The organism is Myxococcus qinghaiensis (assembly GCF_024198215.1).
Classification (GTDB): Bacteria; Myxococcota; Myxococcia; order Myxococcales; family Myxococcaceae; genus Myxococcus; species Myxococcus qinghaiensis.
Window position 1 is genome coordinate 30898 of record NZ_JAKCFA010000019.1, and the last position, 22646, is coordinate 53543.

Annotated in this window: 27 protein-coding genes and 1 pseudogene; 3 read left to right on the forward strand and 25 right to left on the reverse strand. The window is 68.2% G+C overall.

All coding sequences use genetic code 11. From position 1 onward, the window contains the following. Positions 1–36 precede the first annotated feature (36 nt). From LZ199_RS30880 to LZ199_RS30935, 12 genes are all read right to left on the reverse strand, one after another. Complete coding sequence (locus LZ199_RS30880; RefSeq protein ID WP_253997353.1) at positions 37–993, reverse strand: amidoligase family protein; 957 nt, start codon at positions 991–993, stop codon at positions 37–39. A 337-nt stretch (positions 994–1330) separates the two neighbouring features. Next, positions 1331–1945 (reverse strand): DUF2924 domain-containing protein, encoded by a 615-nt coding sequence (locus tag LZ199_RS30885; RefSeq protein ID WP_253997354.1) that lies wholly within the window; start codon positions 1943–1945, stop codon positions 1331–1333. A gap of 115 nt (positions 1946–2060) precedes the next feature. Further along, positions 2061–2285, reverse strand: coding sequence for a DUF6900 domain-containing protein (locus LZ199_RS30890; protein ID WP_253997355.1), 225 nt, complete (start codon positions 2283–2285; stop codon positions 2061–2063). A 70-nt stretch (positions 2286–2355) separates the two neighbouring features. Next, the gene (locus LZ199_RS30895) at positions 2356–2652 is read right to left on the reverse strand and encodes a hypothetical protein (RefSeq protein WP_253997356.1); all 297 of its coding nucleotides are present in this window, start codon (positions 2650–2652) and stop codon (positions 2356–2358) included. A 134-nt stretch (positions 2653–2786) separates the two neighbouring features. Next, positions 2787–3224, reverse strand: a complete 438-nt coding sequence (locus tag LZ199_RS30900; RefSeq protein ID WP_253997357.1) for a hypothetical protein — start codon at positions 3222–3224, stop codon at positions 2787–2789. A gap of 10 nt (positions 3225–3234) precedes the next feature. Further along, positions 3235–5145, reverse strand: coding sequence for a hypothetical protein (locus LZ199_RS30905; RefSeq protein WP_253997358.1), 1911 nt, complete (start codon positions 5143–5145; stop codon positions 3235–3237). A 165-nt stretch (positions 5146–5310) separates the two neighbouring features. Beyond that, positions 5311–5895: a hypothetical protein gene (locus LZ199_RS30910; protein ID WP_253997359.1), complete on the reverse strand. Its 585-nt coding sequence runs from the start codon at positions 5893–5895 to the stop codon at positions 5311–5313. An 87-nt stretch (positions 5896–5982) separates the two neighbouring features. Then, positions 5983–7320: a phage tail protein gene (locus tag LZ199_RS30915; protein WP_253997360.1), complete on the reverse strand. Its 1338-nt coding sequence runs from the start codon at positions 7318–7320 to the stop codon at positions 5983–5985. A 9-nt stretch (positions 7321–7329) separates the two neighbouring features. Next, a complete protein-coding gene (locus LZ199_RS30920) occupies positions 7330–7725 on the reverse strand; it encodes a hypothetical protein (protein WP_253997361.1) in 396 nt (131 codons plus the stop codon). Positions 7726–7729: 4 nt separating this feature from the next. Beyond that, a complete protein-coding gene (locus tag LZ199_RS30925; RefSeq protein WP_253997362.1) occupies positions 7730–8425 on the reverse strand; it encodes a hypothetical protein in 696 nt (231 codons plus the stop codon). 7 nt (positions 8426–8432) lie between these two features. Continuing rightward, entirely contained in the window at positions 8433–8963 is a 531-nt protein-coding gene (locus tag LZ199_RS30930; protein WP_253997363.1) for a hypothetical protein, read from the reverse strand. A 1-nt stretch (position 8964) separates the two neighbouring features. Next, entirely contained in the window at positions 8965–10494 is a 1530-nt protein-coding gene (locus LZ199_RS30935; protein ID WP_253997364.1) for a baseplate J/gp47 family protein, read from the reverse strand. Between the two features lie 322 nt (positions 10495–10816). Between LZ199_RS30935 and LZ199_RS30940 the strand changes: the two are divergent. Then, positions 10817–11194: pseudogene (locus LZ199_RS30940) on the forward strand (transposase); the annotation flags it as partial. A 14-nt stretch (positions 11195–11208) separates the two neighbouring features. Here LZ199_RS30940 and LZ199_RS30945 read toward each other — a convergent pair. The 3 genes from LZ199_RS30945 to LZ199_RS47030 are packed head-to-tail and all read right to left on the reverse strand — an operon-like array spanning position 11209 to position 13034. Beyond that, positions 11209–11811 carry a DUF4142 domain-containing protein gene (locus LZ199_RS30945; RefSeq protein ID WP_407667268.1) on the reverse strand — a complete coding sequence of 201 codons (603 nt, stop codon included), beginning with the start codon at positions 11809–11811 and terminating at the stop codon, positions 11209–11211. Next, a complete protein-coding gene (locus tag LZ199_RS47025) occupies positions 11693–12577 on the reverse strand; it encodes an IS630 family transposase (RefSeq protein ID WP_407667264.1) in 885 nt (294 codons plus the stop codon). Before LZ199_RS47025 ends, LZ199_RS30945 begins: the two co-directional genes overlap by 119 nt. Further along, complete coding sequence (locus LZ199_RS47030) at positions 12489–13034, reverse strand: helix-turn-helix domain-containing protein (RefSeq protein WP_407667265.1); 546 nt, start codon at positions 13032–13034, stop codon at positions 12489–12491. The genes LZ199_RS47025 and LZ199_RS47030 overlap by 89 nt, the downstream gene beginning before the upstream one ends. A gap of 110 nt (positions 13035–13144) precedes the next feature. Here LZ199_RS47030 and LZ199_RS30950 point away from each other — a divergent pair, with 110 nt between their 5' ends. Then, entirely contained in the window at positions 13145–14011 is an 867-nt protein-coding gene (locus LZ199_RS30950) for a hypothetical protein (protein ID WP_253997366.1), read from the forward strand. Between the two features lie 55 nt (positions 14012–14066). Here the strand turns inward: LZ199_RS30950 and LZ199_RS30955 are convergent, their stop codons facing one another. The 9 genes from LZ199_RS30955 to LZ199_RS30995 are packed head-to-tail and all read right to left on the reverse strand — an operon-like array spanning position 14067 to position 21533. Next, the gene (locus LZ199_RS30955) at positions 14067–14453 is read right to left on the reverse strand and encodes a GPW/gp25 family protein (protein ID WP_253997367.1); all 387 of its coding nucleotides are present in this window, start codon (positions 14451–14453) and stop codon (positions 14067–14069) included. A 10-nt stretch (positions 14454–14463) separates the two neighbouring features. Then, on the reverse strand, positions 14464–15138 hold the full coding sequence (locus LZ199_RS30960; RefSeq protein WP_253997368.1) for a hypothetical protein: 675 nt from the start codon (positions 15136–15138) through the stop codon (positions 14464–14466). A gap of 8 nt (positions 15139–15146) precedes the next feature. Then, positions 15147–15725 carry a phage baseplate assembly protein V gene (locus LZ199_RS30965; protein ID WP_253997369.1) on the reverse strand — a complete coding sequence of 193 codons (579 nt, stop codon included), beginning with the start codon at positions 15723–15725 and terminating at the stop codon, positions 15147–15149. A gap of 9 nt (positions 15726–15734) precedes the next feature. Beyond that, positions 15735–17018: a phage late control D family protein gene (locus LZ199_RS30970; protein ID WP_253997370.1), complete on the reverse strand. Its 1284-nt coding sequence runs from the start codon at positions 17016–17018 to the stop codon at positions 15735–15737. Continuing rightward, the gene (locus tag LZ199_RS30975) at positions 17015–17356 is read right to left on the reverse strand and encodes a LysM peptidoglycan-binding domain-containing protein (protein ID WP_253997371.1); all 342 of its coding nucleotides are present in this window, start codon (positions 17354–17356) and stop codon (positions 17015–17017) included. The genes LZ199_RS30970 and LZ199_RS30975 overlap by 4 nt, the downstream gene beginning before the upstream one ends. Then, positions 17356–17868, reverse strand: coding sequence for a CIS tube protein (locus LZ199_RS30980; RefSeq protein ID WP_253997372.1), 513 nt, complete (start codon positions 17866–17868; stop codon positions 17356–17358). Before LZ199_RS30980 ends, LZ199_RS30975 begins: the two co-directional genes overlap by 1 nt. A gap of 15 nt (positions 17869–17883) precedes the next feature. Further along, positions 17884–20568, reverse strand: coding sequence for a phage tail tape measure protein (locus tag LZ199_RS30985; protein ID WP_253997373.1), 2685 nt, complete (start codon positions 20566–20568; stop codon positions 17884–17886). Between the two features lie 3 nt (positions 20569–20571). Continuing rightward, entirely contained in the window at positions 20572–20763 is a 192-nt protein-coding gene (locus tag LZ199_RS30990; protein WP_253993359.1) for a hypothetical protein, read from the reverse strand. Continuing rightward, on the reverse strand, positions 20760–21533 hold the full coding sequence (locus LZ199_RS30995) for a hypothetical protein (protein ID WP_253997374.1): 774 nt from the start codon (positions 21531–21533) through the stop codon (positions 20760–20762). The genes LZ199_RS30990 and LZ199_RS30995 overlap by 4 nt, the downstream gene beginning before the upstream one ends. A gap of 92 nt (positions 21534–21625) precedes the next feature. Here LZ199_RS30995 and LZ199_RS31000 point away from each other — a divergent pair, with 92 nt between their 5' ends. Next, positions 21626–22159 (forward strand): hypothetical protein, encoded by a 534-nt coding sequence (locus LZ199_RS31000; RefSeq protein ID WP_253997375.1) that lies wholly within the window; start codon positions 21626–21628, stop codon positions 22157–22159. A gap of 15 nt (positions 22160–22174) precedes the next feature. On the opposite strand, the gene LZ199_RS31005 is transcribed toward LZ199_RS31000, so the two are convergent. Further along, positions 22175–22636 (reverse strand): phage tail protein, encoded by a 462-nt coding sequence (locus tag LZ199_RS31005; protein ID WP_253997376.1) that lies wholly within the window; start codon positions 22634–22636, stop codon positions 22175–22177. Between the last annotated feature and the right edge of the window lie 10 nt (positions 22637–22646).

Genomic DNA, 22646 nt, shown 5'->3' on the forward strand with positions numbered 1-22646 from the left:
CCAGGGCGCCCGAAGGGCCCTGGCGTGAAGGCCGCTTCAGGCGGCCAGAGCCTCGTTGCGTTCGCCGCCCACGTCGCTCCCGTTGCCGCCCTGCGCGCCCTCGCTGCCAGGAGTTCCGTTCCCACCCGGGCTGCGCCTGTCGCGGCGCTGGCCCTTCCAGGCGGCGCTGCCCTCCAGCTTCTTGAGGAGGTGGGTGCGGGCCGTCTTGAACTCCTCGCCGATGAGGCCCAGGTGGAGGAGGAACACCCGGAAGTCGTACTTGGCGGTGGCGGGGTTGAAGTCGCGGCGCTTGCTGGAGGCTGCCTTTGAAGCCAGGGCTCGGGCCGCGAGGGCCAACACCAGTTGGACGTAGGCCTTCACCTCGCCCGCGTGCACCGAGCCGTTGAAGTAGCGGAATTCAATCGTGCCCCGGAAGAAGAGGCTGTTGAGGTTGAGGCCGTGATATCGGCTGGAGTCGTAGCGCTGCGGCGCGAGGTTGCGGCGCCCGTACCAAGCCTCATTCACCTCCTGCAGGGTGCGCGGGCGGCGGGCCTCCAGCCGCTGGATGAAGGCCGCGTCGATGGGCCGGCAGTATCGGGCCAGTCGCGTCGCGCTCACCCCGAGGGCCGTCTCCAGGAGGCGCTCCTGCTTGTGCACCATCTTCACGAGGTTGGTGACGCCCTTGGCATCGAAGCGGCTGCCGTCGACGTGGATGTGGATGCCGGTGGAGGCGTCTGCGCGGGCGCCGGCCTCGCGCGCGGCGCGCACCACCTGCTGTAAGGCTTCCATGTCCTGGTAGGTGAGGATGGGGGAGACGATTTCGCCGCTGTACTCGCCCCCGCTCAGCGAGCCGTCTGGCACCACCTTCCAGGTGCGGCCCTGGGTATCCGTCACCTGCCAGCCCTGGTAGTCGCCGGAAACGTGCCCGCCCACCGCGCCCTGAATCGCGTGGGCCAGTTTCTGGCGGCTGGCGCCAACCGTCTCAATCTCAATTCCAAACCGGAGCGTCTTCATGGAGTTTGCCTCTCGCATTCGCGCGGGGCTGTGGCGCCCGTCGCGAAACACATACACGCTCTTGTGTGTGAATGAAGCAAGTCCACTTCGACTGCCGAAAGGGCGGATTTGGGCGTCTGGAATGCTCGCGAGAATACGCGGGGTTTCACGCCCGCCCTCGGCGGGTGGGGCATGTTCGAGGTGCCTGGGTTGCGGCGGGCGGGGGGAACCCCAGTGTGTGATTGCCTCGGCGGGGGAGAGCCGGGGGGCGCGCCGCACGCGGCGCCCGCGAGCGTCTTGCGAAGTGCCTCAGGTCGGAGGGCTTCGGGGCCCTGTTGCTTCGTCGCCGTGGTGGGCCTCACTCCTCTTTGGGAGCGAAGAGCGCGGCGGCCTCGGTGGCGCCCATGGCCGCGAGTTCGCGGTGCACCGCGCGGCGGAAGAAGCGAGTCCGGCTCGGCAGGCCCGCGTCGCGCCAGGCCTTGTCCAGGACTTCGAGTTCTTTCGCGTCGAAGGAGAGAGGGATGACGCGCTTGCCGTCAGCGCCCACCTTCACCTCGCGCTCGGGGCGAGGGCCCACCGGCACGCGTCCGGCCTCCGCCTCCCGAATCTTCCAGTGGAGGTAAGAGGGGTTGCTGCTGCCCGTCGGGCGCCCCACGGCTTCGCGGTACTTCGCCTGCAGTTCGCCAATCGTCATGGAAGCGAAGCGCCCTCGCTGGCGGGCCGGCTGCGTGCCCTCGGACGAGGCGGTGGCCTGCGCCGCAGGGGCCGAAGGCGCGCTGGGGGCCGTGGCCGTCGCCCGGTGGGTGGGGCTTCTCCGCTTCTTCGCGGCGAGTGCCTCCTCGATGCGGCGGATGAGGTGCGTCTTGTTGGGGCTGCGCGTCTCCTCACCGACGACTTCGCGGTACCGGGCGCGCAGCTCCGTCAGGTTCATCGTCTCCAGCTTCTTCGTCTTCGGTGCGGTGGTACGGGGCATGGTGGTGTTTTCCTTTCCGGGCCGTGGGTACACGTCTGCCGTTCACGAGGGCGGCCCGGCGGCCCTCATGCGCGGCTGCCCCGCTGCGCGGGGCGTGGGTGGTTGAGAGGAGGCGCTACTCGCTGCGGGCGTTGCTGGCGGCGCTCAGGCCTGCTTGGTAGGCCGCTTCGAGGGCATCCCTCAGTTGCCACACCGCCACCTCGTAGAAGTCGAGGCTGCCGCTATTGCGTGTCTTCAGCGTTTCGATGTTCATCTCCTCGCGCACAATGCGCTCGAGGGTCTCTGCGGGCGCCTGGGCGGGCTTCGAGGCATTGGCGGGGCGGGGCTTGCGGGATGTCATTGTTTTGTCCTTTCGTGCGTCTTGGGCGGGCGTGTGAGGCATATGCGCTCTGGTTCGCGCGTATGGCAAGTCATTGTGCGCTGGGATTGCGCAGGTGCGCGAAGCACTCCAAGTCGACGGCGCGCGGGTCGACATGCACGAAGGAGGTGGTGCTGTCCGGGCGAATGGGAGCAGCGTCGATGCAGTCCTCGGCAGTGACGCCTCCGAGGCGCGCCAGCTTCTCGTCGTCATTCACGTAGTAGTCGTCCGCGTCCGGGGTGGCGTCTGGGCGGAGGCCGCCGCGCAACACCGCGAAAATGCGGACCTTCTGCCCCCGGAGGCCGGGGATTTCGTTGCCGAGGTAGGTGGTGTCGGTGCCAATAATCATATGTGTCTCCCTGGCGCGCGGTGGCGCGCGAAGGCATACACGCTCTGTCTTCGAGATATATCAAGTCGAAGAGAGAGGGATTCGGGACGCCCCTGGGCATGGCTGGCGCAGGGGTATTTGCTGGCAGTGTATGACTATTGACTGGATTCCCCCGGGACGCGGGGCTGCTCGTCGGGGGGCACCGCGATTCGGAGGCCTTGGGGGAACCAGCGCTCGCGAGTCTCCTGCGACAGGGGCCGCACCACCACCTTGCCGGCACCGCCCCCCTTGGGCTTGAGCCCCGTGTGCAGGCGGCCGCGCTGGACGAGCTCCGCGTGGATGTGGCCGACGAGGAGTCGGTGGAGATGGCCGAAGCTGCCTGGCGCCGGGTGCTCCGGCTCACCCTCGGCCGCGCGGATGAGGAACTCGGTGGAGCGGCAGGCGGGGCACGGCGGAAGTTGGACGAGGCCGTCGTCCACGTCTTCCCGACGGGCGACGCCGACCTCCAGGGAATTGAGGGAGAGGCGGTTGCCGCTGCCGCACCGGGCGCAGCGTTGAAGTACGTCCTCGCTGGTGACTTCGTGAATGGCCATGGGGGCGCCCTTACGCGACAGCGGTGTACGAGCCGAACCAGTACGTCGCGGCGAGGCCTGGGAGGTTTTGGTGGCTGTAGAAGGCGAAGCCGTCTCTGTCCGGCACCATGACGGTGGGGTTGCCGACGAAGCTTCCGCTGGTGGCGTAGGGGCTGAGGGTGATGGAGGAGGGCGCGGTGGGGAAGCGACTGCGGAACGTCACCGAGCCGCCTCCGGCCAGGCTGTCGTGAGCGACGGTGTCGCTGTTGCTGTACTGGAGGCCGAGCCGGCCCACCTCGCGCACGCTGCCCGCCAACTCGAAGGAGGTGTTGCTGGCGGTGCTACTCAGCGGGAGTCGCAACGTGCGCGTCCAGGAGGCGAAGGTGGCGGTGAGGCTGGCGTCATGGAGGAACTCGGCCTCGTTGCGTGAGAGGCGGAAGCCACCTGCAGCGGCCCCGGTGGTGTCCCGGGCCCAGGCGCTTCCATCCCAGGCGGCGTTGAGGGTGAACCACACCGAGTCGCTGTCGGCGTAGAGACGCAGGCGCGCGGCTGCGCCGCCCGCGCCCTGGGTGTCGAGGAGAAGGACACGACCGGCGCCGAGGACGGGCTGGAGGATGGCCTTGTGCTGGCCCGCCGACGTCTCGTTGCCGCGGAAGTGCCCGCCGCTGAAGGCCCCGAGGACTTCGGCGAGGGCGGCTTCCAAGGTGCCTGCCGTGAGGAGGTCGCCCGTGTCCGCGACGGAGACGGCGGAGGCCGCGTGGGCCCCCGCTCCCTGGGTGACGTGCCCGTTGAGGAAGCCCAGCAGCGCGGCCATCTGCTGCCGCAGGCTGCTGGCAGGGAGGGAGTGGGGCGCCCCGGCCAGCGCGTCTCCTCCGACACGAGAGGCGCCAGGACTGTTTGCCGTCGTCTCGCCGAGGCGGGTGACGACCTCCTGGAGTTGAGCCTGCACGCTGGTGCCGCTGATGTAGCCGTGGGGTGTGGCGCCAATGGCGCTGGCGTGGTGTGCCCCGGTGGCCGCGCCTTGGTGGGCGTTGACGAATCCAAGCAGCGAGGAGAGCTGCGCGTCCACGGTGCCCGCCGGCAGCAGGTTGGGCGTGCCGGGCACCGCGTCCGCGCCCACGCGGGAGGCGCCCGGCGTGCCAGCAGCGGCCGAGGAGAGCTTGTCGACGACTTCGTCCACGGCCGCCTGCACGGTGGTGGCGCCAACGAAGCCATGGGGCGCGTAGTCCACGGCGCTGGCCGCGTGCCTCCGGGTGGCGCCGGAGAAGTGCCCGGCCAGCTCGGCGTCCACCTCGTCCAGTGTCGCCTGCACCGTCTGGGCGCTGGGGCTCAGGACGTCCCAGGTGCCGCTCTCCACGGCCACCGAGGTGCCCCTCGCGAAGATGAAGGCCTGCCGGCGAGAGGTGTCCAAGTCCGCGGCGAGAATCTGCGTCTGCCCGGGGCGCCGCCGGACGTCACACAGCAGCAGCTCGTCGGGCTGGAGGGCGGGCTTGGGCGCCTGGCCGACGGGGCCCTCCGGCGCCTGGCGCACCACCAACTCGAAGGACTCGTCGCGGCGGAAGTACACCTGCTGGGAGTTGCCGTCCGTGCGCGGCTCCGACAGCAGGCGGGTGAAGCGCAGGAAGATGCCCAGCCACCGCTCGCTGCCGGAGGTGGAGACGTCGGTGGGAATGCCCGACAAGTCCACCGCGCAGTCCACCGTTTGCCCAGTGCCGACGAAGATGCGCTGGCCGAGGTTGTCGTACGCGCGGCCCGGGGCCGTCAGGTCGACGGAGAGGTTGGGCACGGGGGAGTGCGGCGCGGGCACTGCCCCGGAGATGACGCCGTGGACGCCCAAGTCCGAGGCGAGGTTTCGGTCCGCCTGCTCCAACTGCGCGAAGGCCAAGTCCAGCTCGGCCTCCGTCACCTTCTGCCTGAAGTGAAAGTCCAGCCGGTTGCTCATGCCTGCGCCCTCCAGAGGAAGGCAAAGGCATGGCGCGAGAAATCGGGGACATCGCAAGTACGACGGCGAAGGAGGTTCGTTCTAGCTCGTATCCATGCGGCTACGCGCTGGGCATCTGCTCAATGCCGCTGTCCTCCCCGGCTCGACCGCCAGGAGCCTTGCGGCTCAGCGCCCGTACTGGCGATTGAAGCACTCGGCTATCCACCGCTTCACCTCCTCTCTGTCATGAGGGGTGCGTGGGCTAAGAGAGGTGGTGCCAATCTTCTCCCGGAGGCGAGCCATCTCCGATGAACAATCCCGGGTCTGCACCAGTGTTCCGCCCTCGAAGAGCAGTTCGTACACCCTGCGGAACTTCCACACAGGGTGAAAGCCCATGTGCACATAGAGCTCCCGGACGAAGTCGGCCGCGAGGAGGAGCCCTCCGGTGAAAGGGACGGGGGCAGACAGATTGCGATAGGCAATGCAGTGGAACTGCTCAGAGTAGACGGGGAGCTGCTCGAACAGGGACGGCCCCTTTCCGTGCCGAGCTGCTATTGCCGCCGGGGGCGGTAACCCAATGTGGAGTTGCTGGAGGCGCAGCGACTCGGCGATGACCTCGTAGGTGCACCAATAGCCGCGATAGCATGCCGTCGAAATCATCTCAGGGGCGAGGCCGTGCTGTGGAGGCTCGAAGAGGCCCTCGCCGCTGGCGGCGGCGAGGACGAACTCTTGTTCTCTGAAGATGAGGGTGTCGCTGATTTGTGCGGTCATGGTGCCTACAGGGTATGCGGGTGCCATTTCCTGACGACAACCCCCCGGTGCAGAGTGCCGCCCACCGTGGCACCAGATGGATGCCAATCAGTGCAGCGTCGTCGTCTCGCCCAACTCGCTGAGTCCCAGCTCCCAGTGCTCCGGGAGAATGGGCGGCAGGGGCTCCACCAGGTCCACGAAGTGCGTGTGCGCGGGCTTGAGGTACTCGACGAGGGTGCGCAGGCGCTGGCGCTCCGCGGGCGAGAGGAGACGCTCCACCTCGACGTTGAAGGCGTAGCGGGCGAAGCGCTCTGAGGGCCCCAGCACCCAGTCCACGCCCAGCTCGGACTCACCCAGCACGAGGGTGTCCGAGGCGAACGGGGAGATGGCCCTCACCTCGATGCCCAGAAAGAAGCGGATGGCGTTGCGCAAGCCCAGCGCGGTGCCCTTCTGGCGGTACATGTCCACGAGGACGGAGGCCAGCCGGCGCCGGGCGAGGACGTCCAACTCGAAGGCGAAGGGGTTGCCCAAGTCCTGGAGGATGGCGTCCAGGAAGGACTCCGGCGCGCGCTCCAGGTCAAAGACGTCGGGGAAGGCGTCCAAGTCGGCGAGGAGCAGATCCGTCACCTCCTGGAGGCAGGAGATGAAGCGGCGCAAGTCTCCCGTCACGTCGTCGCGGTGGTTGTGGCGGGGCAGCATGTCCCAGAGCTGAAAGCTCCGGGAGGGCGGCCGGGCTGGCCGGAAGCCAGGAAAGGTGGCGCGGTGGTAGGGGGCGAGCACCGGGTTGCCGTGTGCGTCCGTCACGCCCTCCACGCGCACTTCATACACCACGTCCGGCGTCAGCTCCGTGTCGAGGAAGAGGTGGACGAGGGGGCCGTCCGCCGCAGCCTCGAGGGAAGCGACTGGGACTGCGGGCGCACCGCGAGGTGTGAAGGTGAAGCGCGCCGAGGGCGGCACCCGGACGGACTCGTCGAAGGCGAGGCGCACCGACTTCGGCGCCAGGGACTGGGCGCCCACGAGACGGGGCGCTACCCTGTCCTCCACGGTGAAGGTGTACGTCTCGTCGAGGAGGTGCGCGGCGCCCGCCGTGGCCGAGACGACGCGGACGGAGACGGCGGCCTGGCTGGCCAGCGGCACCGCTGGGTGGAGCACCACGCGCAGGGTGTCCGCCGTCTGCGTCACCTCCGCCAGAGGCCCCGCGAAGGCGGGTGTCACCTCTGCGCTGGCGCCGCCCTCGAATGCGAGGACTCCGCCCACCCAGACGCGTGTGGCCGCCCGGGCGATGCCGTCCACGCCGACGTCCACCAGCTCCAGCTCCAGCACGGAGTCGACGGGGACGTCCTCCTCCCCTGGGCCCGGAGCGCGGTTGAGGAGGAGGGGGCGGCGCGTCTCGGCGAAGAGGGAGACGGTGTCGACGTAGAGGGTGGGCAGCTCAACCGTGGCCATGGCGACACCTCATGGGGAAACGAGCTCCAGGCGGACGCCTACCGTGTGGACGCCGGAGAGCTTCGAGACGTTGGCGGCCATGTCCCCGAGGAGGCGCTCGCGGCCGGGGCGCCCGAGGCAGCGGGCGTACTTCACGTTGTCGACGACGAGGGACGCCTCCCAGGCCAGGCCCGCCGGGGCTGCTGAGGGCACACGGAGGCGCAAGGCGGCGCGGACCAGGTCCACGCTGGTGACGTCCACGGCTTGCGTCACCTCGGCGAAGTCCCCGGGGGCCAGCTCGAAGCGGCGCCCAGGCTCCTCGTCGCCGAGGACGAAGAGGTACTCGCCCGAGGCGGGCGTGCCCCGCTGGGGCCGGATGCGTCCCTGGCCCAGGCCGAGGCGGCTGGTGAAGGCGGTGAGGGCCATGGCTTCACACCTGCCGGGAGAGCTCGAGCGAGTCGAAGTAGGCCCGGCGGGTGACGTCCCGCACGGCGAAGCCGAAGCCGCCCCGGCCGGAGGTGAGGGGCTGGCTGCCGGAGTTGATGCCGAGGGCGTCGTCGATGAAGTGGGCCATGCCCGGCACAAGCTGCCAGTCAGGAGGCGTGCCGAGCGGGTGCGCGGCCAAATCGTTCTGGAGGGCCTTGAGGACGACGTCGCCGTTGGCGTTGACGACGACGTCCAGCCGCAGGTGCAGCCAGGTGCCCTGGGTGAAGCTGGCCGAGGACTTCAGCAGGACACCGGGCCCATCCGCGTCGGGCAGGCCCGTGGCCACCGCGCCCTTGCGGAGCACCACCCGGTGCGGCTCGTCGTCGGAGAGGCCCAGGAGGTAGGCGCTGTCGTTGACGGAGGTGCCCTGCCCGCAGAGGAAGAGGAAGGGGGAGAAGCCGGTGGGGCCGCCACCCGGCCCGCGCTGGAGGCAGCCGCGGATGCTGCCTCCCTTGGACATGGGGGCGAAGTCGGGGAGGTTGGCGAAGAGACCCACAGCGCCCTGCGCGGCGGCGAGGGAATTGAAGGCGAAGAGGAAGTTGCCGCCGCCCGGGGGACGGGCAATGCCCGCCGTCACGCCCCTGTCCACGGTGGCGATGTCCAGTCCGCCGTTGAGGTAAGTCCAGTCTGCGAGTGCCATGGTGTCCTCACTGTGTGGCGGCCAGAGGCCACCCGGTGCCGAAGTCCTCGGTGGGCTGCGTCGTGTTGAAGAGGGCCCCGCGCGCCGTCACGTCCTCCCAGCGCCATGCGTAGGCCTCGTTGGTGTGCCAGCGCAGCTCGAAGTCCTCCCGCCGCGAGTCGCTGAAGAGGCCCGACACGGAGGTGACGTCCGCCCAGTCCGTGAGGAAGGGCCCCTGGCCCCACGTCTCGACGGCCTGCTCCTCGAAGCGGTGCGGGACGAGCTGCGCGGGCGGAAGCTCGAAGAGGAATCCGTCGTTGTCCCAGCCCCGGGAGAAGGACTCGAAGCCCTCGCGCTGGCCAGAGAAGAAGGCGAGGGCCACAGGGACGTCGGAGAGGGCGGCGCGCCACACGTACCAGTGCTCGAAGTCCTCGCATGACTCCTCGGGCACACCGAAGCCCGCCAGGGCTTCGAGGCGCGTCACCGTCGTCAGCGCCCAGTGCTCCGCCTCGCCGGGCCGGGCGCCGGCGTCCTCGAAACTGGGGTTGAGGAGAGGCATGTCAGAGGAGCCCTCCGGTGTCCCCGTCCTGGAGCGTGACGCTCCCCAGTACCGGCAGCTCCCGCACTGTCAGCTTCACGTCCGCAGGCAGGCCGTTGAGCGTCAGGTCCAGCCGCGCATCGCCCAGCTTCCGGACGCCTGACACGTCGCGGATGACGTTGAAGACGTCGGACCAGGCCACCTCTCCGGCCGGGAAGCCCTGGGCGTCCTTGAGGTTGAAGCCGAAGTCGATGCGCGGGTTGGGCGTGCCGTTCGGCTCGCTGACGCGGAAGTAGGCGGCGAGCGCCTGGCGGACGCGCGAGGCGACGTCCCGGGCCGAAGCGCCCTGGCGCAAGAAGAGGCGGGCGGAGACGTCCACGCGCCGGTACACCGGCTCCTGGACGCTCACCTGGAAGGTGAGGGTGCAGGGGTAGACTTCGGTGACTTGCCGCAGCACCTGGGCCTTGAGCGCGGGCGTGGGCACCCCGCCGCCTTGGGGCACCACGTAGAGGATGCCGGCATTCTCGGCAATGGTGGCGTCCTCGTTGGACGTCAGCATGAGGGCGCGGGCCACTCCGGGCAGGCGCCGGGCGTTGATTTCAAAGTCTTCGCGGGCGACGGTGCGCGTCAGGGCCCGGAGACTCTCGGGGGCGAGCAGCTTCGCGGAGGCCACCGTCTGCCTGTCCGCGCCGCCCGAGGCGGGGGAGGGGTTGTGGACGGACACCTGCACCGCGTGGCCGTGGGCGTCCCGGAAGCTGCCCTCCACGACGACGAGGCGACCCGCATCCACGTTGCCCGCCGCGCCGCCGCCCGTCTTGTACACCGCCGCCACGGTGCCAGCGGGTGGCAGGCCGTTGGTGCCGGTGCCGAAGCGGACGGTGGCCTTGTCCCCCTGGTCGACGCTGACGAGGAAGTGGGCGTCGGAGGCGCGCGAGTTGAGGAAGGTGTCCACCTCGCTGAAGGCGCCCTGGGCGGTGGACACGCGGGCGGAGCCGTCGAGGTAGGGCGCGAAGTCCAGGTGCACGTCGAAGTCGGCGAGGCCGCGGGCGTCGAAAAGCTGGGTGTGTGTCTTCGAGTGCTCGGCCACGGCGAGGACGCGCGGTGGGTTGGCGCCGGCCGGAATGGTGGCGGGCGCCAGCAACTGGAAGCGGACGGCCTCCGTCACCTCCTGCGTGCGGACGACGGTGCCGGAGAGGAAGGTGACGGGGGCTGCGGGAGGCTGGGCCAGGCGCAGCTCCACCTCTGCCGTGGCAGCCTGGGCACCATGAAGCCGGTAGCCCAGCATGCGCGCCAGGGCGATGACGTTGCGGCGCTGGGTAGCGGTGGAGAGGCGCGACTCGCGGGCGAGGTTGTCCTGGTAGAAGCCGAGGACGTCGCCGATGAAGGCGTACATCTCCAGCAGGACATTGCCGAAGCTGGCGACGTCGAAGTCGCTCCAGTCAGGGAAGACGCTCTTCGTCAGTGCCACGAGGCGCGCGCGAAGGGCGTCGAAGTCTCGGTGGGTGTAGTCGGTGGACGCGGGAAGAAGTGGCACGTCGGCGAAGGCCTCCACCGGGAGACAAAGGCCTTGGACCCACTTCTTCAGGGGACATGGGGATGGCGATTCGAGTCGGGAGCCGCCACGCTACTCCTATGCGTGGTTCGAGCACTTCAGTACCTATCCCGATTCAATAAAGTCCCGTAAGTCAGCAGCTTGCTGTCGCTCTACGCCTGCGAACAGGCGGAGGATACGTCGTGGACATAAAGCCGAATGGCACGATCCACTTCAAGCACGTTTATGCGACGGACATGGAAGAATGGGGCGTTCTAGGGGCTGTCCTTGATCGAGGGCCCTCGGCGTTGAGCAGGCATGAGCCGGGGAGAAAGGCCGCCCCCTCGTTTTTGCACTGACGGCGGGCCAGCGGCACGAGACGCAAGCCTTCCCTGCGCTGATGGCGGGTGGAGGCGTCCCGCGTGCGCATACGCCGGGGGCGCCGCGCCGACTTCCGGATGCCCTCGTAGGCGACAGGGGCTACAGCCACAACAGCCTGCGCGCTTGGTGCCGAGAGCACCGCGTGCAGGCTGTCATCCCTACCCGTTCCGACCAGCGGCGCCTTCGCTCCTTCCGCCACGCGGCCTACCGCAAGCGCTGCCGCGTGGAGTGTCTCTTCAATCGCTTGAAGCAGAACCGGCGCGTGGCGACGCGCTACGAAAAGCGTGCCGCCAACTACCTGGCGATGGTTCTCATCGCCTCCATTCGTCTCTGGCTCTAAGCTGCGGACACGCTCTAGCCGGCCTGTTCGCCGCCGTCGATAAAGTTGCGCAAACTGGTCTGGGCCAGCTTGCCGAGCGTGTCGTAGGCCATCTGGCGGTGCTTGGGCAGTTCCTGGCTGAGGTGGGTGAGCATGGTGGTCATCTCGCCCGTGGCGTTCATGCCCTGCATCGCGGCCATCACCTTGCCGATGGCCATGTCATGCGCGCCCACCTGTCCGGCCATGTAACAGGAGTCGAACGGCGCGCCCTTCAGCGCCTGGAGCTTCTCCATGTCCGCCCTCTCCGCCGCCATGGCCTTCTTCTCCACGTCGTTCATGGGCTTGGGTATGTCCGCGAGCTTCATCTTCTGGCTCTCGGCATAGGCCATCAGCTTCTGGTCCGCGTCCGTGTGCATCTTGATCATGGTGTCGGCGTAGCTCGTCACGTCCGGGTTCTGCGAGCGCGTCCGGGCGAGCTTCGCCTGCTTGATCTCCGACTGGTGGATGTGGTGAAGGCGCTCAAGGAAGGCCTTCGGATCCGAGGGCGCCATGAAGCCCTTGTAGTCGAGCATGCCGCCCTTGGCGGTGGCGGCCGACTTCGTGGCGGGCAGGGTGCTGGGGGCGGCGGTCTGGGCCAGGGAAACGCCGCCGGTGAAGAGGACCGCGGCCAGGGTGACACCGTGCAAGGTGCGCTTCATGGTGTGCTACTCCTTTTGGAGTGGAGCATAATTCCTCTGACCGGGAGAAGCTTGGTGGGTCATAGCCGAACCTCGCCCGGGCCTTCGGCACAGTGAATCGCCAGCGGATTCGGAGCTGCTGGCGGTTGGCCCAACGCTCCCAGGCGGCTGTTTCCTGGTCGAGTTTGTCGAGGGTGGGGATGCGCCGATTGCCGAGGCACTGACGAGAGAGCAGGGAAATCTCTACCTCCGCCTGATTGAGCCAGCTGCCGTGGACAGGCGTGTAGTGCACGCTGAAGCGGCGCCAGAGTCGACGACCTGCTCGCACCCCGTACCGTACCTCCAGGGCGCGGCAGCTGTGGGTGCTCAGGTTGTCGAGCACCAAGTGGATGGTTTCTGCATTCGGGTAGTGATTGGCGACGTCCCGCAGCGCTTCAGCGAATGCCTCACTCTTTCTGTTGGGCGTGGCCTTCACAAAGTGCCAGCCCGCCTTGGGCTCCACTGCGCAGAAGAGATTCGCGGTGCCACAACGAAAATAGGCGTAATCCTGGCGTGCTTCTCGTCCAGGGCGGGCAGGTGATGCAGGCCGCACCCACTCTAGCAGTTGCACGGGCCTCTCATCAAAGCACACGACAGGTTCAGCCGAGCGCAGGGGGCGCGCGTACACCTCCAGCACGTCCTCCATGCGCTCGATGTACCGGGAGTCCAGTTCGGGCACGCACCACATTTTTTTCCCGCCACGGCTTCAAGTCATGCCGCAGGAGCATCTCGCGCACGGTCTCCCGCCCCACCTTCGGTACCAAGCCCCTGCGCGCCGCCTCCTTAGCAATGAGTCGCACTGTCCAGCGAGCGTGCCCCTCCGGCGGCGGCGCGCACACCATCGCCACCACCTCGCTGGCCTGCTTCTCCGTCAGAAGCCGCGCCGCTCCGGGCCGGGGCCTTTCATGCAGCGCAGCCCCCAGCCCTTCCTCCAAGTAGCGGCGACGCACAGTGCGCACCGTGGTCTGCGTGACGCCTACTGCCTCGGCCGCCATCACCACTGTCCAGCCTTCGGCAAGCAGTTGCAGCGCTCGCCCTCGCTTCAGCACCCTCGCCGACTCGCGTCCGCGGTGGGTCAGCGCCTCCAGCGCTGTCCTGTCCGCCTGCTTCAGCTTCAGTCCCCGGCTCCGCGCGTGTGACCTCATGCATGGAGAACACGCGGCAGGTCTCGCGTTAATCTCCTCCCGGTCAGAGGGTAGGATGGGGTGCAGCAACTGGCGTGCGAATTCCCTTCGACGTGAGGAGTCCTTCCAGCATGGATGCAGCGTGGTTCTGCCCGACGTTCGACTTCCGACGCCACACGCCTGACGAGGTGCTGCTTCGGGGAACTCGCCTCCTGATTGAGGACATCGGCACCAAGCACGCCGACCAATGCTTCTGCGGACGGTGTGGCGTGCCGGTTTACAGGTCGCCCACCGACGGGCCTCGAAAACTCGGTGGAATCGTCCCGCGCCTGTCTCACTATCCTGGTTACGAGGATGTTCCGTGTGCCGAGCGTCCGTCGAAGGCCAAAGCCACTGCGCACGGTGCCACTCCAGTAGGGCGCCCGTCCTTTGTTTCTGGACCAGAGACGACGCTGGTACCAGTTTGGCTCGCAGCTCGCGAAGCGCCGGGCGGAGTTGCGGGAGAGGCGAGCTTTGCTCTCCACCATGAACGCAAGATGGTTCGGCCACGAGTCGCTTCAGGAGTCGCACGCTCGCGCTCGAGCGCCCGGGTCACTGTTCAGCAGATCGCGGACAGCCTGCCCTCCTTGCTCGAAAATCCCTTCGCGACAGGGGGGCGACTCCGCGACTTCATCCGTCCCATCCATCGGATTGACGGTGCGGACGATGGAAGCGAACCAATGCTGTGGTGGGGTCGTTTACATAGCGTCAGCCATGGCAATGCAATGAATTGGCTCAACATCCGCACGCGTGACCGCTCCCCTGCAGCTTTCTGGGTGAAGCACAGCGTGGTTCCGAAGTTCCGCTCCGCATGGGAGGAAGACCGGGTTGTCCTCGCCTATGCCTCCTTCGTGAGGGAGACCAAGAACGGGCGTCCGAAGCTGCGCTGGGACATTCACGACAAGGGGCAGATCGCCCTCGTGCCTGAAGGACACGAGTCGTGTTTGACGAGCATGTAGCAGGACATGAGCAGCGTTTTCGGCGTGAGGTGGACGCACGGCTGCTACTCGCGACTCAAGGTCCCCGCTGGAGGGGAACGTCGAAGTCCGCCGTCGTGTCACCCTCGCGCACGCGTACACGAAGCGTCAGTGCGGCTGCGTCCTGCTCGACGCGGACCTGCACGAGCTGAACGCCAGGTAGCCAGCGCGCGAGCGCGTCACGGACGTACACGCGCGCCAGTTCCGCCAGCACCGTATCGTTGCGCTGGTGGCGAAGGCGCGAGAGGCCCGCGCCGAAGCTGGTGCGCCAGGGCAGCTCGCCGGTGGAATGAGGCGTGGCGCCTTCCGTCAGCAGCACTTGCCGCACCTTCGAGGCGAGTAGCTCGGCCCCGGTGCCCGTGGCGAAGTCGCGCTTTCGGTCTCTGCGAAAGGGGACGAGGAGATGCTGGGGCGCTCGACTCACGACGTTCTCCTCATGGAATGGGGATGGCCGCGCGCACCTGCTGCAGCGTGCGGACGATGGCGTCGAGGGGCGCAACTGCCTGTTCCAGCGCGCTCCCCTCAAGGCTGGAGAAGTCCGGCACCTGGGGGCCGCCCACCAGGCCAAGGAGGACGTTGAGGAGGGCCATGAGCTGGGAGAGGGCGGCCAGGGACTTGCCGACGTTGGCGGCCTCCTGCGCGACGTTGGCCTCCGCACAGCCAGCCACCGCCAGGAGTCCCGCGTCTCCAAGCTGGGCGGCTCGCAGCCGGGCCTGCGCGACGCTCGACAGGCGCAGTTGCAGGTGGAGGAACTGGCCACGGGCATGGCCCAGTTCGCCGAGGACGATGTCGATGACACCCACCACTGCAAGTGGCACCGAGAGCTGGGGGACGAGGCGGAGCAGCTTGGACACCTTCTCCGCCAGCTTCGGCAGGGCCGCGGCGATGGCTGTCGGGTCCGGCGGAGGGCCCAACGCGTCAGGTATCGCCTTCACGACTTCGACGAGGGCCAGCACCGCGCCGATGATGTCGAAGAGGGGCGTGAGCGGCGCCAGCGCTGGCTGGACGGCCTGCAGGAGTTGGTGGTGCTGCAGGGTGGCGCCGCCGGGCAGAGTGAGGGTGGGCGCCTCTGGCAGCGGGGGGATATGGATGCAGATGGGCAGCGCCATGGGCTTCCTCAAATCGGCTCGGCGATGGGGCGCACCACACGCCCGGCGATGGTGACCTGAGCCGCCTCCAGGGAGATGGCGCCCACTGCGCGCAGGGTGAGGGCGGTGGTGGCCTCCAGGGTGACGGTGTTCTCCTCCGCGTCGAAGGTGAGGCAGTCGCCCGTCTTCCGGTTGGTGAGCTTCAGCTTCCTCTTCCCCGCGGACTCGTTGAGTTCGACACGGAACGTGGGTGTGGCGAGGACGCGGTTGTCGGGCGGAGACACCTGGGCTTCTTCGGGCACTTCGCTCTGTCCGCCCGGCTTCCCCCAGTGCGCGCTGAGGTAGTAGGGGGCGTCGATGTCGCCCTGGTTGAAAAAGACGGCCACCTCGGCGCCCACGTGCGGTACAGCGAAGAAGCCCGTGTCCTTGGCGCCGCCCCCGGAGGTGCCCAGGGGCCAGGCCCAGGCGGACTCGGGCTCGAGGACGCCGGGGATGCACACGCGGACGCGGCCGAGCTGTGCCTCGTCGTCGCGGCTGGTGACGTAGCTCACGTACATGCCAAGCAGGCGTGTGTCATGGGCGAGGATGTCGTCGTCGAAGGTGCTCATGGTGGCTCGCTACCTGGGGAGACTCATTCCGGCTTCGGGGTCCTCGACACCGATGGGCTGTCCGTCACGGCGGTACTCGATGTACCGGGTGCCGGTGTCCCTCTCGAATGCCTCGACTTCCTTCAGTGCCCCAGTCGTCTCGGGTGCACTGGTGTTGGGCTGTCCGCCCTGGGCCTGGCCCTGCTTGTCGGCGCTGCCTTGCTGACGCTGCCCCGTGCCGTCACGCGACAGCTTCAAGTCGGTGGTGTAGCCGGAGGAGGAGAGGACGTGCTTCGCCTCGGTGACGTAATACTTCCCGGACAGGAAGCTGGAGATGCCGCGCACCTCCACGACGGACTTCGCGCGCAAGCTGGGGTTGCCCACCACCTGGAGGGACAGCTTCACCGTGCCGGCTTCCGCGCGTCGGAAGCGGGCCTCGGACTCGCGTTGGGCTTGGGCAGGTGTCGATGCCGAGGTGGGCTGGACGCTGGTGGTGCTGTTGCGGAGCTGCAGCGACGTGGTGCCCGTGCGCTTGTCCACCACCTCGAGGAAGTCCGCGAGGGTGGTGCGCTCCACAGTGGCACTGCTCGCCTGGGCCTCAATGTTCTTCTTGGCCAGAGCGTCCCGGCCACGCACGTCCACCTTGCCCACTCGGCGGCCCAGCTCCGACTCGACGTTGACCGAGAGGATGTCGCCCCGGCCTGCGTCGGCGTACCACCACAGCACGTGGGTGGGCGCGGCGGCCTGGTTGCGCGGGCCGAAGGTGAGGCCCCTGTCGTCGACGTGGAACTGGAACTCCTCCCGCGCGGCCAGGCGCCGGAGAAAGCGCGCATCCGTCTCCCCGGCCTGGTGGATGGTGTCGAAGGACTCGCCGGTGTCTTCGACGTGGATGGAGTCCTCCTCGTAGCCGTGCTCGGCGGCCACCTCGCGCACGACCTGGGCGCGCGTCTTGCCCTTCCAGGTGCGCGTCTTCGCTTCGCGGTGCATGAGGGCGCTGAGGGCCTGTCCCTCGACGGTGAGCACCTGGAAGCCCTTCAGCTTCTTCACCACCACTCGTCGCGGAGGCGCCATGAGCCCCGGGTAGCCCCAGGACACCTCCAGCGCCGTGCCGCCCACCAGCTCCGCCCTGTCGAAGAGGGCCAGGTCGAAGTTGTCCAACTGGAGGGACAGCTTGTCGGCCTTCGTCGCGCTGTCCTCGAAGGTGAGACCCAGGACGCGACCCTCAAGGGAGAGGGGCTCGCCGCCGCGGGCCCGCTCGTGTGCCAGCAGCGTGAGGCGCACGCCAGGCGCAGTCCTGTCGAGGGGCCGCGTCACTCGCTGGCCCTCCGCCTCTGCTCGCTGAGGATGACGTCGGTGAGGACGCGCAGCGAAGGAATGTAGAGGCGCCGCCCGGCCTCCAACTCCAGCGTCGCGTCGATGATGGGCTCCGGCTGGAAGTCGGCGATGGCCCACCAGAAACCGCAGGCGCGCGGCAGGGGCGTGAAGTAGCGCCCGGCCAGCCCCCAGAGGGAGTCGCCCTGGGCGACGAGGTGGACGCGCGTGTCCGCGTGCGGCTGGTAGCTGAAGGGGGCTCTCTCGCTGAGGAAGAGGTGGCCGCCCTCGTCCCGGAGGCCGAGGGAGAAGGAGTAGCGGCTGCCGGCGTGAGGGGCCACTACGGCACCTCCTGGCGGAGCTGCTCGGAGGTGACGCGCGTGTCCAACACCTCCTCGAAGGTGACGGTGGCGGTGTAGACGAGGACGCGGCCGTCGACGGCGAGCTGGCGGTACTGGAACTCCACGCTGGCGACGACGCACTCCACGGTGAGGACGCCGGGCCAGAGGACGAGGACGCGCGGGGGGGCCGTTGCCAGCACACCCTCGGTACCCGCCGGAGGCACGGTGAGCGCGCGCAAGAAGGCACGGAACGCCATGATGTTGGACGTGTCGGCCTGCTGGGTGGCGAAGAAGGCGTCCAGGTAGAACTCCACGCCCGAGAGCTGCCGGTTGGAGGTGCCCTGAAACTGGAGCACCTGGTGCGAGAGGCCCGGCACCGCCAGGCGGTTCCAGTTCACCTGGAGCTTCTCGGTGAGCTGCGACGGGTTGAAGAGGCACTCCATGGCCTCGCCTGTGAGGACATTCACGAGGTGGCAGCGAGGAGGACGGGCGAGGCCAGCAGCGATGGACACGTAGGGGCCTGCCTTTCAGTAAGACGCCATGGGGGAGAAGCTGCGGGAGGCGGCGTCCCTCTCCGCGCGCGCCGTGGCCTGGGCAAGCACCTCTCCGTCCACCTGGACACTCACGAGGACGGGCGCGGCGGGAGGCACGTCGGGCTGCGAAGAGCGCACCTCGGGTTGGGGTAGCGAGGCCTGGAGGGCCGCCACCGCTGGCATGGACGAGGACTCCAAGGGCCAGTCCACCGGCGAGGTGGAGGCCGTGGAGGCGACGGGCGCCGGGGCCGAGCCGGGGGAGTCCTCGAGGCCGAAGGCGACGGACAAGTCCCGGTGGAGGGTAAGCCGGGCCGTCCGCAGCGCCTGCTGGAGGCCGGTGTCCTTGCCGAAGAGGCTCGCTACGGCGTCCACGACGCCGAGGATTGCGCCCACCAACTCCAAGAGGACGCCGGAGATGGCGTCCACCACCCCGAAGACGATGAGCTTCAGGCCCGTCCACGCCTCGGCCCAGTTGCCGGTGAGGGCTCCGCTCAGCGTCAACACCACGCCCCAGAAGACGTCGAGGATGCCGGAGAAGGCCGCCAGGGCCGCGTTGAGGATGCCCCCCACCACCGACACCACGAGGGAGACGGCGGACACCAACACGCCCACGACGGTGGTGATGTTGCCGATGGCAAACCCAAGGGCTTCCCCCATGAGCGTCCACCCACTGGTGCCCTGCTGCACAGCGGAGGTGGTGCCAAAAAGGCCCGAGAGTGCCCCGCCGAGGACGCGGCCCAGGTGCGCCAGGCTGCCCAGGAGGACGTCGACGCCGGCCTTCATGTAGTGCCATTGCCCCGCCAGGCCTTCCGCCACCTCTGCACCGGCCGTCATGCCCATGACGACGAAGTCGAAGACGCGGGCGAGGGCGCGGCCCACCGTGGCCCCCGCGTCGCCGAAAGCGGCGAACTTCGCCGCTGCTGTGGCCGCGTCGTCCCTCTCGGAGAGGAAGCCCAACGCCTCGCCCACTCGCCGCAACGTCGCCTGGAAGGCATCGAGGGTGGGGCGCGCAGCTTCGAGTCCGGAGGAGAAGCCGTCGGCGATGCCCGAGAAGAAGCTGTGGATGCGATGGCCCCACAGGTAGACGTTGATGAGGAAGTCCTTCAGCCCGGCATTCTCAGCGCGGCTCAGCTCCTCCCTCACGGCGCCGGAGAAGCCGCCGTCCTCGAAGAGCTGAACGAGGCCGCGGAAGGCGAGCGTCACCTGCTCCTGCACACGCCGCGCGAAGTCGCCCAGGCCCCCGAGGTTGTGACGGAAGGCGTAGGCGAGGCCGGCCACGGCGACGCCCAGGAGGACGACAGCGCCCACGGCTGGAAGCACCGTGGCCAGGAGGCCGCCCAGCGTGAAGCCCAGCACCTTGAGGCCCACCACCAGCAGCGCCAGGCCCACCTTCGCGGCGATGACGGCGCCGACAAGGGTGATGATGCCGCCAGCTCCGAGCGCGAAGACTGCGAAGGCGCGCTTCACCGGGCCGGGCAAGGCCTGGAAGACACCCAGCACCTGCTGCACCGCGCTGGCGACGAGGGTGACGAGGGGTTTCAGCACCTGGCTGAAGGGCTCCCCCAGGACGATGGCCAGCGTCTCCAGGTTGCCGGCCAGCAGCGTCTTCTGTCCCTCATAGGTGTCCAGCATCTGCTTGCGGAACGCCTCGGCCGTGCCGCCCGCATTCTTGAACGCACCGCGCAGGTACTCGAGGGCCTCGGCGCCGCGGACGACTTCACCTGTGTCCTTGCGGATGCCGTTGGTGAACTGCGTGAGGATGGCATTCACACCGCCGAGGGCTTCGCGGCCGAACGCCTTCAGAAGGAAGGCGCTGCGCTGCGCCTCCGTCATGCGGCTGAGGGCTGGCGACAGCTTGTCGAGGATGTCGAGGAAGCTGAGGAAGTTGCCGCTGGAGTCGGTGACGGCAACGCCCAGGCCACGCAAGTGCTTCTGGACCTCTGGGTCCGCCATCCGCTCCATGGCGACAGCCACGGCGGTGGAAGCGCGCTCCACGCCGGGGACGACATTCTTCACAAGGCCCAGGGCGATGAGTGTCTCGGGCAGGGACTGATTGAGGGCCTGCGCGCCACGCGCGGCGGTGCCGAGGGCCAGGGGCAACTCATTGGCGCTGAGGGCGAAGACGTTGACGGCCTGGAGCATCTGGTCGACGGAGAGGGCGGCGCCGTCCACGGAGATGCCGAAGGCCTTCATCGCCTGCGACGCGAGGCCCGCCGCACCTTGGGGCGTCAGCTCCCCCAGTGAGCCCCCGGCCAAGTCGAGTACGGGCTCCAGCAGCTTCATGGCCTCAGCGGCGCTGAAGCCGGCCTGGGTGAGTTCGCGCAGGCCCAGCACGGACTCGGTGGGCGTGAATTGCGTGGCGAGGCTTGCCTTGATGGCCGCGTCACGCAGCTGCCCAAGCACCTCGGCCGAGGCGCCAGAGACGGCGGCCACGCCCGCCACGGCCTGCTCGAACTCACCGGCGGCGTTGGCCAGGGACAGTGACGCGCCGATGGTGACGGCACCGGCCGTGAAGAGGGCCATGGCGACGCCGAGCCGTTGGAAGGCGCCCTCGATGCGTGCGGTGCCCAACCCCACGCGCCTGTCGAGGCTCATGAAGTTGCGCTCGACACCTTGGAAGGTGCCAGAGGCCAAGTCTCGTGCCGTGAAGACGAAGCCCAGGCCGACGTTGTTGAGCATGCGCTACCTCCGCTTCGCGGCCTTCTCCAACGCCTTCGCCTCGTGGGCGCGCTGCTGGCCCATGCGCTCGACGAGCCAGTCCCTGTCCGAAGTGGGCAGCTCCAATGCGTCACCGAGGGGAGCTGCGAGGCCGCTGCCGCCGTGCTGGTGCCAGCACAACTGGAAGAGGCCCTCGCGCCACGTCTCCAGCGTCACGCCGGGGAAGAGGTGGAGCGCTCCCGGCGCCTCGTCGTCCGCTGCTTCCCCGGAAGGAAGAAGCCCCGGTCGAAAGGGAGTTCCACGTCCTGGCGCATGAGGCACTCGGGGCACTCGACTTCGAGGGTGGTGTCCACGCCGCAGTCGACGGCGTCAAACTCGTCGACGAGGAAGTCCGCGTCGCGCAGGCTCAAGTCCTCGAGGAAGCGGCGCTTGTCGCGCGCGTCCACGCCGTCAACGTCCAGTACCCGGTAGGCGAGGACGGAGGACAGCAGCTTCTCCGGCGCCGCGCGCTGGAGCTGCGGCAGCCGCCGCTCATCCTCACCCGTCAGAAGCTTGAAGCGCACGCGCTTGCCGGCGTCGGGCAGGCTCGTCTCGAAGCGGTTGCCGGCCATGAAGGCCGCGCGGCTGGCGTCCGAGAGGACGCGCACCGGCAGCTGCGTCAAATCCAGCTCCCAGTCGATGCGGGCGCGGCAGGCGGCATTCTGGCAGGGGACGGCGAAGACGTACTCGGGGCCGTAGGTGTGGACGCGCACCTGGAGCAGGGCGAAGAAGCGGTCCCCCTGCAGCACCTGGCCCCAGTCCACCTTCCCGTCGGCGAAGGCGTAGGGGCCTGCCTCCAGCAGCTCCTCCCAACATGCGGAGAGCAGCTCATCCACCTGGCCGCCGCTCTTCGCCAGCTTGCGGTCAGCGAGGACCCGCTCCTCCCGCACCTTCATGCCGCGGATGCGGCCCGTCAGCCCCGAGGGGCATGAGATGATGTTCGCCATGTCCTTCCTCCAGGAAAGACAAAGGCCTCGAACTACAAATCGGGGACATCTGACGAGTTTGAGCGATACCACTCCGTTGGGAAGGGAGCCCTATGGCACAGAAGAAGAGCCAGTTTGAGATGAAGGCGTTCGAGGTTCATGGTCCATTCGAAGTGCCATTGGAGCCTGGAAAGCATGGGAAGATGGTTGCTCGCGACCTGTCTGGGTTTTGGACTGGAGTCGGCGATGTGCGGTGGATGCGAGGGGTCTACGTGTTCGCAATGCGCGCCGGTCGCGGCTATACACCTCTCTACGTTGGCAAGGCCGCAGAGCAGTCTTTTGAAGACGAGACTTTTGCTCTTCACAAGCTTGCCCACCACTATGGACCGACGCTCCTGGACTACAAGCGTGGCCAGCCGGTCATGTTTTTCATCGCGCACCCCTTAAGCAGAGGCGCAGTAAACAAGCGGCTCATCGACCAGGTTGAGACCTTCATGATCGACGCCGCTTCGGCAAAAAATCCAAGCCTCAGTAACGTTCGTAAGAAGCAGGTCCACAAGTGGCGGGTATGTGGGGTTGTTCGTGGACGGCGCGGCGAGGCGACTCGCTCGACTGGTGCACTGAAGAAGGCAGTGGGGCTCTGGTAGATATGTAGCCTGCCGTTACGTGGCCAGCTCGAAGAAGTCGTAGGTGAGGACGACGCTTTCGATGACATTTTCATCGGACTCGTTGTCCCACTCGCCCGCGACGAACTTCACGGGCCATGCGCGGGAGAGGCTCCACCGACGCAGCGTAGTGCCGTCCCTGTCCTGCTGGACGATGTCGAGGTTGCGCTTGTAGAGGCTGTCCGGCAGGCCCAGGCCGCTGGTGGTGTGCACGACGTCCTGGAACCAGTCGAAGAGTTCGTGGTCCTGCGTGGCGCCTCTCTCCAGGGTGACGTCCGAGAAGGTGAGGCGCCCTGGGGACTTGTTGGGGATGAGGCTGCCGCCCTCGAAGTATTGGACGTTGGCGACCTCGACGGACAACTCGCTGCACTTCTGGAAACCGGAGTGCCCGAGGCCGTCCACCTCGCAGAGGAATTTGAAGCGCTTATGGAAGCTGCGCGGCTGTCCGATGATGGCCATGGCCAGGCTC

Coding starts and splice junctions, on each gene's coding strand:
- LZ199_RS47030 (WP_407667265.1), bottom strand. CDS start 13,034: ATGAGGTCACACGCGCGGAGCCGGGGACTGAAGCTGAAGCAGGCGGAC.
- LZ199_RS30960 (WP_253997368.1), bottom strand. CDS start 15,138: ATGGCGCTGCCCATCTGCATCCATATCCCCCCGCTGCCAGAGGCGCCC.
- LZ199_RS30930 (WP_253997363.1), bottom strand. CDS start 8,963: ATGCCTCTCCTCAACCCCAGTTTCGAGGACGCCGGCGCCCGGCCCGGC.
- LZ199_RS30985 (WP_253997373.1), bottom strand. CDS start 20,568: ATGCTCAACAACGTCGGCCTGGGCTTCGTCTTCACGGCACGAGACTTG.
- LZ199_RS31000 (WP_253997375.1), top strand. CDS start 21,626: ATGGCACAGAAGAAGAGCCAGTTTGAGATGAAGGCGTTCGAGGTTCAT.
- LZ199_RS31005 (WP_253997376.1), bottom strand. CDS start 22,636: ATGGCCATCATCGGACAGCCGCGCAGCTTCCATAAGCGCTTCAAATTC.
- LZ199_RS30965 (WP_253997369.1), bottom strand. CDS start 15,725: ATGAGCACCTTCGACGACGACATCCTCGCCCATGACACACGCCTGCTT.
- LZ199_RS30995 (WP_253997374.1), bottom strand. CDS start 21,533: ATGGCGAACATCATCTCATGCCCCTCGGGGCTGACGGGCCGCATCCGC.
- LZ199_RS30920 (WP_253997361.1), bottom strand. CDS start 7,725: ATGGCCCTCACCGCCTTCACCAGCCGCCTCGGCCTGGGCCAGGGACGC.
- LZ199_RS30890 (WP_253997355.1), bottom strand. CDS start 2,285: ATGACATCCCGCAAGCCCCGCCCCGCCAATGCCTCGAAGCCCGCCCAG.
- LZ199_RS30910 (WP_253997359.1), bottom strand. CDS start 5,895: ATGACCGCACAAATCAGCGACACCCTCATCTTCAGAGAACAAGAGTTC.
- LZ199_RS30885 (WP_253997354.1), bottom strand. CDS start 1,945: ATGCCCCGTACCACCGCACCGAAGACGAAGAAGCTGGAGACGATGAAC.
- LZ199_RS30895 (WP_253997356.1), bottom strand. CDS start 2,652: ATGATTATTGGCACCGACACCACCTACCTCGGCAACGAAATCCCCGGC.
- LZ199_RS47025 (WP_407667264.1), bottom strand. CDS start 12,577: ATGTGGTGCGTGCCCGAACTGGACTCCCGGTACATCGAGCGCATGGAG.
- LZ199_RS30925 (WP_253997362.1), bottom strand. CDS start 8,425: ATGGCACTCGCAGACTGGACTTACCTCAACGGCGGACTGGACATCGCC.
- LZ199_RS30915 (WP_253997360.1), bottom strand. CDS start 7,320: ATGGCCACGGTTGAGCTGCCCACCCTCTACGTCGACACCGTCTCCCTC.
- LZ199_RS30905 (WP_253997358.1), bottom strand. CDS start 5,145: ATGAGCAACCGGCTGGACTTTCACTTCAGGCAGAAGGTGACGGAGGCC.
- LZ199_RS30880 (WP_253997353.1), bottom strand. CDS start 993: ATGAAGACGCTCCGGTTTGGAATTGAGATTGAGACGGTTGGCGCCAGC.
- LZ199_RS30900 (WP_253997357.1), bottom strand. CDS start 3,224: ATGGCCATTCACGAAGTCACCAGCGAGGACGTACTTCAACGCTGCGCC.
- LZ199_RS30950 (WP_253997366.1), top strand. CDS start 13,145: ATGGATGCAGCGTGGTTCTGCCCGACGTTCGACTTCCGACGCCACACG.